This window comes from Paenibacillus ihuae, assembly GCF_001368795.1.
GTDB lineage: Bacteria > Bacillota > Bacilli > Paenibacillales > Paenibacillaceae > Paenibacillus_AQ > Paenibacillus_AQ ihuae.
In genome coordinates this window covers 3,138,922-3,144,479 of sequence record NZ_LN831198.1, presented here as the reverse complement: position 1 = coordinate 3,144,479, position 5,558 = coordinate 3,138,922, and the positions used below count along the sequence as shown (strand labels likewise).

The window sequence follows — 5,558 nt, the reverse complement described above, 5'->3', positions numbered from 1 at the left end:
ATTCGCTATCGGTTTCGGCCCGAAACTGTTTTCCTATAAACGCGGTGAAACGCAGTTCACACTCCGTCTGCTGCCTTTCGGCGGATATGCGCGGATGGCCGGGGAAGATCCTGAAATCATTGAAATCGGCCAGGGGCAGATGATCGCCGTCAGGCTGGGACAAGACAATAAAGTCAAAAATATCTATCTCGATTCGCTCGACACCCGCAGAAATGTAATCCGTGGCGAGGCGCAGTATACCGATCTGGAGAATGAATTGACAATCCGGCTTGATGTCGATGGTGAAGTCACTGCCTATGATGTGCATCCGCAGGCGATGATGATCAAAGGCGGCCAGCAGACGCAGATTGCACCGAAAGACCGTCAATTTGGCAGCAAAACCGTCGGACAGCGTGCTTTAGCGATTGTTGCCGGACCGGTAATGAACTTTATTCTTGCTTTTGTCCTGTTTGCGATTCATTTGCAGATGGCGGGAATCCCGGTGGAGAATCCTACCATTGTGAAGGTTGGGGATATCAGCGAGGGTATGCCTGCACAAGAGGCGGGGCTCCAGAAGGGTGATATAGTAGTCTCTGTTAATGGAGAGAAGATTGGCGGAGATTATCTGAAGATGATTGAGCTAACCTCCGAATCCAAAGGCAAAGAGATGAACTGGGTCCTTCAGCGTGGCGATGAAACCTATGAAGTGACCATGATTCCCCGCAGTATGGAAGGTGAAGAAGGCGGCAAGGTAGGGATTACTCCTGACCTGCAGACACGCCGAGCCGGTTTTGGGGAGACGATTACCAAGTCGAGTACGGCCATGGTAGATACGACTAAACTGATCTTTACCGGATTCAAACAATTGATCAATAACTTCAATATGGATGACATCTCAGGACCGGTTGGAACGGCGAAGATGACCGGCCAGATTGCCCAGCAGGGGATTCAGTATCTGACCTATTGGGCGGCCATTCTAAGCTTATACCTGGGGATTTTCAATCTGCTGCCGGTTCCGGCGCTAGACGGAAGCCGACTGGTATTCCTCGGTGTGGAAGCGCTGCGCGGCAAACCTGTAGATCCGGGCCGCGAAGGCATGGTGCATTTTGTAGGGTTTGCCTTGCTGTTCCTGGTCATGATCGCTGTAACCTATAATGATATACTGCGCCTGATCACAGGCTGATTTTTAATTGATGCAATCAGATTTATGGCGGACCCCGCAAAAGACAGACCAAATGGCGCGTAGCCAGGCTATATTTTGCAGGGCAATTTAGGAGGATTTCATTACATGGCTAAAGATAAGCAGTTCGTAACGGAAATTACGCCACAGAGCGAAGATTTCTCGCGCTGGTATATCGATGTAATCAAGAAGGCGGATCTGATGGATTATTCACCGGTCCGCGGCTGTATCGTCTTCAAACCGGAAGGCTACGAAATCTGGGAGCACATCCAGGAGGAAATGAACCGCCGCCTTAAGGCTACCGGCCACCGCAATGCCTATTTCCCGGTGTTCATTCCAGAGAGCTTTTTCCAGAAAGAAAAGGATCATATCGAGGGCTTTAATCCTGAGCTTCCTTGGGTAACCGAGGCAGGCGGCGATGTGCTGGAAGAACGTTTGGCGATCCGCCCGACTTCCGAGACCATGTTCGGACACATGTACTCCAAATGGATTCAATCCTACCGTGACCTTCCGGTGCTGATCAACCAATGGGCTAATGTAGTCCGCTGGGAAAAACGCACATTGCCGTTTATCCGGACGACGGAATTCCTCTGGCAAGAAGGCCACACGGCGCATGAGACCGAAACTGAGGCCCGTGAAGAGACCATGCGGATGCTGGAGAACTATCGTGATTTTGTTGAGAGCTATTTGGCGATTCCGGTTGTTACCGGCCAGAAGACACCTTCTGAGCGTTTTGCCGGAGCTGTCGATACTTATTCTATTGAAGCAATGATGAAGGATGGACGGGCTGTACAAGCAGCGACCTCTCATTATTTGGGAGCGAAGTTTGCGACCGCTTTTGACATTCAATATTTAAGCCGTGAGAATTCCCTGGAATATGTTCATACGACTTCCTGGGGCTCTACGACACGCCTGATCGGTTCGCTGATTATGGTGCACGGGGATGACCGCGGGTTGGCGCTGCCGCCTAAGGTTGCCCCGACTCAAGTCATTATGATTCCGATCGGACCTCCAAAAACCCGCGAAGCGGTTATCGGACGGACGGACGAGCTGTTCAAACAACTTAAAGACGCCGGTGTCCGTGTGCGTGTGGATGATCGTGCGGATGTTACACCAGGCTGGAAATTTAACGAATATGAAATGCGCGGTGTGCCTGTCCGTCTGGAGCTCGGCCCGCGTGACATGGAGAACGGTGTATGTGTACTGGTATCCCGTATTACCGGGGAGAAGAAGATCGTCCAGCAGGACAATCTTGTGGAAGAGATCCAGGCAATGCTCGAGCAGGTTCATAACGAAATGTTTGAGCGGGCGCTGAAGTTCCGTGAAGACCATTTCTATTCGGTAGATTCCCTGGATGAAATGAAAGCATCGATGGAGGAGAAACGCGGCTTTGCCCTGGCAGGCTGGTGCGGAACCGAGGAGTGCGAAGATAAAGTAAAAGAAGAGACGGGAGCGGGCAGCCGCAATATTCCGTTTAATCCGGCTGAGCAGAAGACGACCTGTATCTGCTGCGGCAAGCCTGCCCAGCATACGGTTGTTTTTGCCAAGGCGTACTAAGCCGGGACCTATTATAATAGTGAGTATGTGAATGTAGCTTCTGGCGAGAGGAGTCGGCGGGCCGAAAGAACCCAATGCTTTTTCGACCCGGAAGCTTTTTACAATTCAAACAGGCAAGCCTCGGAGATTAACTCTTACGTAAGTTAGGTGGGGAAAGCATGGAACAGAATGCGGAGAGAAGAAGAAGGTTCGAGCTCCTGATGAAGCAGGGGGAGATTCCGCCAGCGTTGATTGACCCCTATTTTTTGGACGGACAGATCGAACGTGTAGAGATTAGCCGCGGCAATAAAGACTGGCATATTGTCATTGCCAAAGGAAGTCTTGTTCCGGCACAGACGTACCGGGCATTTTGTGTGAGAATGCGTGAGAAGCTGCAGCATATTGCCAAGGTCAGCTTCCTGTTCCTATATGATGAACAAACCGTCGGCAGGCAGGAGCTTGTACAGGAATATTGGGGATTGTTTCTGGAGTGGGCACAGCGGGAGATTCCTTCCGTAAACGGCTGGCTCACACGCTCTACCCAAGAGCTTCAGGACAACACACTTGTGCTTAGCCTGAGTGACACGATGTCACTGGAGCTGGCCCGCAAAAAAGGTATCGAAGGCGCCATTATCAAATTTTATGATAAATATTTTGGACTTTCATTGAAGGTCAAACTGCAGATTGCCCAGGACGAGAGCACCAAAGCAGATGCCTTTGAAGAGTTCCAGCAAAAACTGCAGCAGGAGCAGCGTGAGCTGGTTGAGATGATGATGATGGCCAGCGAACCGGATGAACCAGAGGAGGAGAGCGATCCGAATGAAGTGATCAAGCTTCAAATCGGATATGAGATCAAGGAGCAGGCTGTGCCGATTCTGGAAATTCAGGACGAAGAGAAAAAGATTACGATACAGGGCACAATCTTTGGACTCGAGAGCAAGGAATTGCGCAACGGCAATACTTTGTTCACTTTCTGCATCACAGACTTCACGGACTCCCTGCAGATAAAGATGTTCGCGAAAACGAAAGAAGATTTGAAGATCATGGGGCAGCTTGCCAACGGTAAATGGGTGAGAGCCCGGGGTAAGGTGGAATATGACCGATTTATGCAGATTCCTGAGCTGGTGATGATTCCTTCGGATTTATCAGAAGTAAACGCACCTCCGGCCCGCAAAGATACTGCGAAGCAAAAACGGGTTGAATTTCATCTGCACACGACAATGAGTACGATGGATGCTGTGACGCCAATAACGACCTATGTCAAAACTGCTGCAAAATGGGGCCATCCGGCGATTGCCGTGTCCGATCACGGCAATGTACAGAGCTTCCCGGATGCAAATCATGCCGCACACAAAAATAAGATTAAATTGATTTACGGTGTGGAAGCCAATGTCGTAAATGATGCGGTGAATATAGTTGAGAATGCCCAGCCGATGGATCTTAAGACCGCTACCTATGTCGTATTTGATATCGAGACCACCGGTTTGTCGATCACCCGCAACAATATTACGGAGCTGGCCGCGATCAAAATGTGCGAGGGCAAGGAGCTTGACCGTTATACAACCTTTGTCAATCCGCATGAAAAAATTCCGTACCATATTCAGCAGCTGACCAATATCACGGATGAGATGGTCAAGGATGCTCCTGATCTGGAACCGGTGCTGGGTGAATTCGTTGATTTTGTCGGTGACAGCATTCTGGTTGCCCATAATGCCCGGTTCGATATGGGCTTTATACAGGCTTCCCTGCGGAAGCTGGGGCATCCTGAGCTGCCGAATCCTTCACTTGATACGCTGGAGCTGGCGCGCTTGCTCTACCCGAGCATGAAGAATCACCGGTTGAACACGCTAGCCGACAAATACAAAGTCCTGCTGGAGAGTCATCACCGTGCGGTAGATGATACAGTGGCTCTGGGGGGCATTCTGAATGGTCTGCTGGCCGATGCTGAGAAGCTGAAGGGGCTGACCCGGCTGGAACGGCTGAATGACTATGTCGGCAATGATCTGTCGAACGTCCGGCCGTTTCACTGTGGAATCTATGCGCTGAATCCTGTCGGCAAAAAGAATCTGTACAAGCTCATCTCGATGTCGCATACAGAGTATTACAAACGGGTTCCATGTATTCCTAAATCCAAGCTTGAAGAGCACCGCGACGGGCTGATTGTGATTTCCGGCTGTGAACGAGGCGAATTTTTTGAAGCAGTGCTCAACAAGACGGTTGAAGAAGCAAAAGAGGTTGCAGAGTTCTATGATATCCTGGAGATTCAGCCGCTGACGATGTATATGCATCTGGTTGATAAAGGATTTGTAGCCAGCGCCGAGGATTTGCGCAATGTTGTACGCAAGATTTGTGAAATCGGCGAGCAGATGAACAAGCCGGTTATTGCGACAGGCAATGTGCATTATCTGGAGCCGCGGGATAAGCTGTTCCGTGACATTACAATTCACGGGATCACCGGCTTCAGTCCGCTCAAGGACCAGCGCAAGCCGGATGCCCATTTCCGGACTACGGATGAAATGCTCGCTGAATTCGATTTCCTTGGCGCGGAAAAAGCGATGGAAGTCGTCGTTACCAATACCGTAGATCTGGCTGACCGGTTTGAGGAATATGATTTGTTCCCAAGCGAGCTGTTTACACCAATTATTGAAGGCGCAGACGATGAAATCCGCAACACCTGCTATAATACCGCCAAATCGATCTACGGCGAGGAATTGCCTGAGGTAGTGGTGGCCCGTCTGGAGAAGGAACTCGCACCGATCATTAAATACGGGTTCTCCGCCAACTATCTGATCTCTGAACGGCTTGTTAAGAAGTCGAACCAGGACGGATATCTGGTAGGCTCACGTGGTTCAGTAGGTTCCTC

The 5,558-nt window shown here is 50.4% G+C and carries 3 protein-coding genes; all 3 read left to right on the top strand.

Translation table 11 applies throughout. From position 1 onward, the window contains the following. Positions 1-1,162: RIP metalloprotease RseP (gene rseP, locus AQR02_RS14270; RefSeq protein ID WP_245237447.1), on the top strand; the 1,162-nt coding region annotated here is incomplete at its 5' end. Between the two features lie 105 nt (positions 1,163-1,267). Further along, positions 1,268-2,716, top strand: coding sequence for a proline--tRNA ligase (gene proS / locus AQR02_RS14265; RefSeq protein ID WP_054941047.1), 1,449 nt, complete (start codon positions 1,268-1,270; stop codon positions 2,714-2,716). A gap of 158 nt (positions 2,717-2,874) precedes the next feature. After that, the coding region (locus AQR02_RS34280; RefSeq protein ID WP_245237446.1) for a PolC-type DNA polymerase III at positions 2,875-5,558 on the top strand (2,684 nt) is incomplete at its 3' end.

Bases quoted from the DNA above. Each gene is read 5' to 3' on its own strand.
- proS (WP_054941047.1), top strand. From the start codon at position 1,268: ATGGCTAAAGATAAGCAGTTCGTAACGGAAATTACGCCACAGAGCGAA.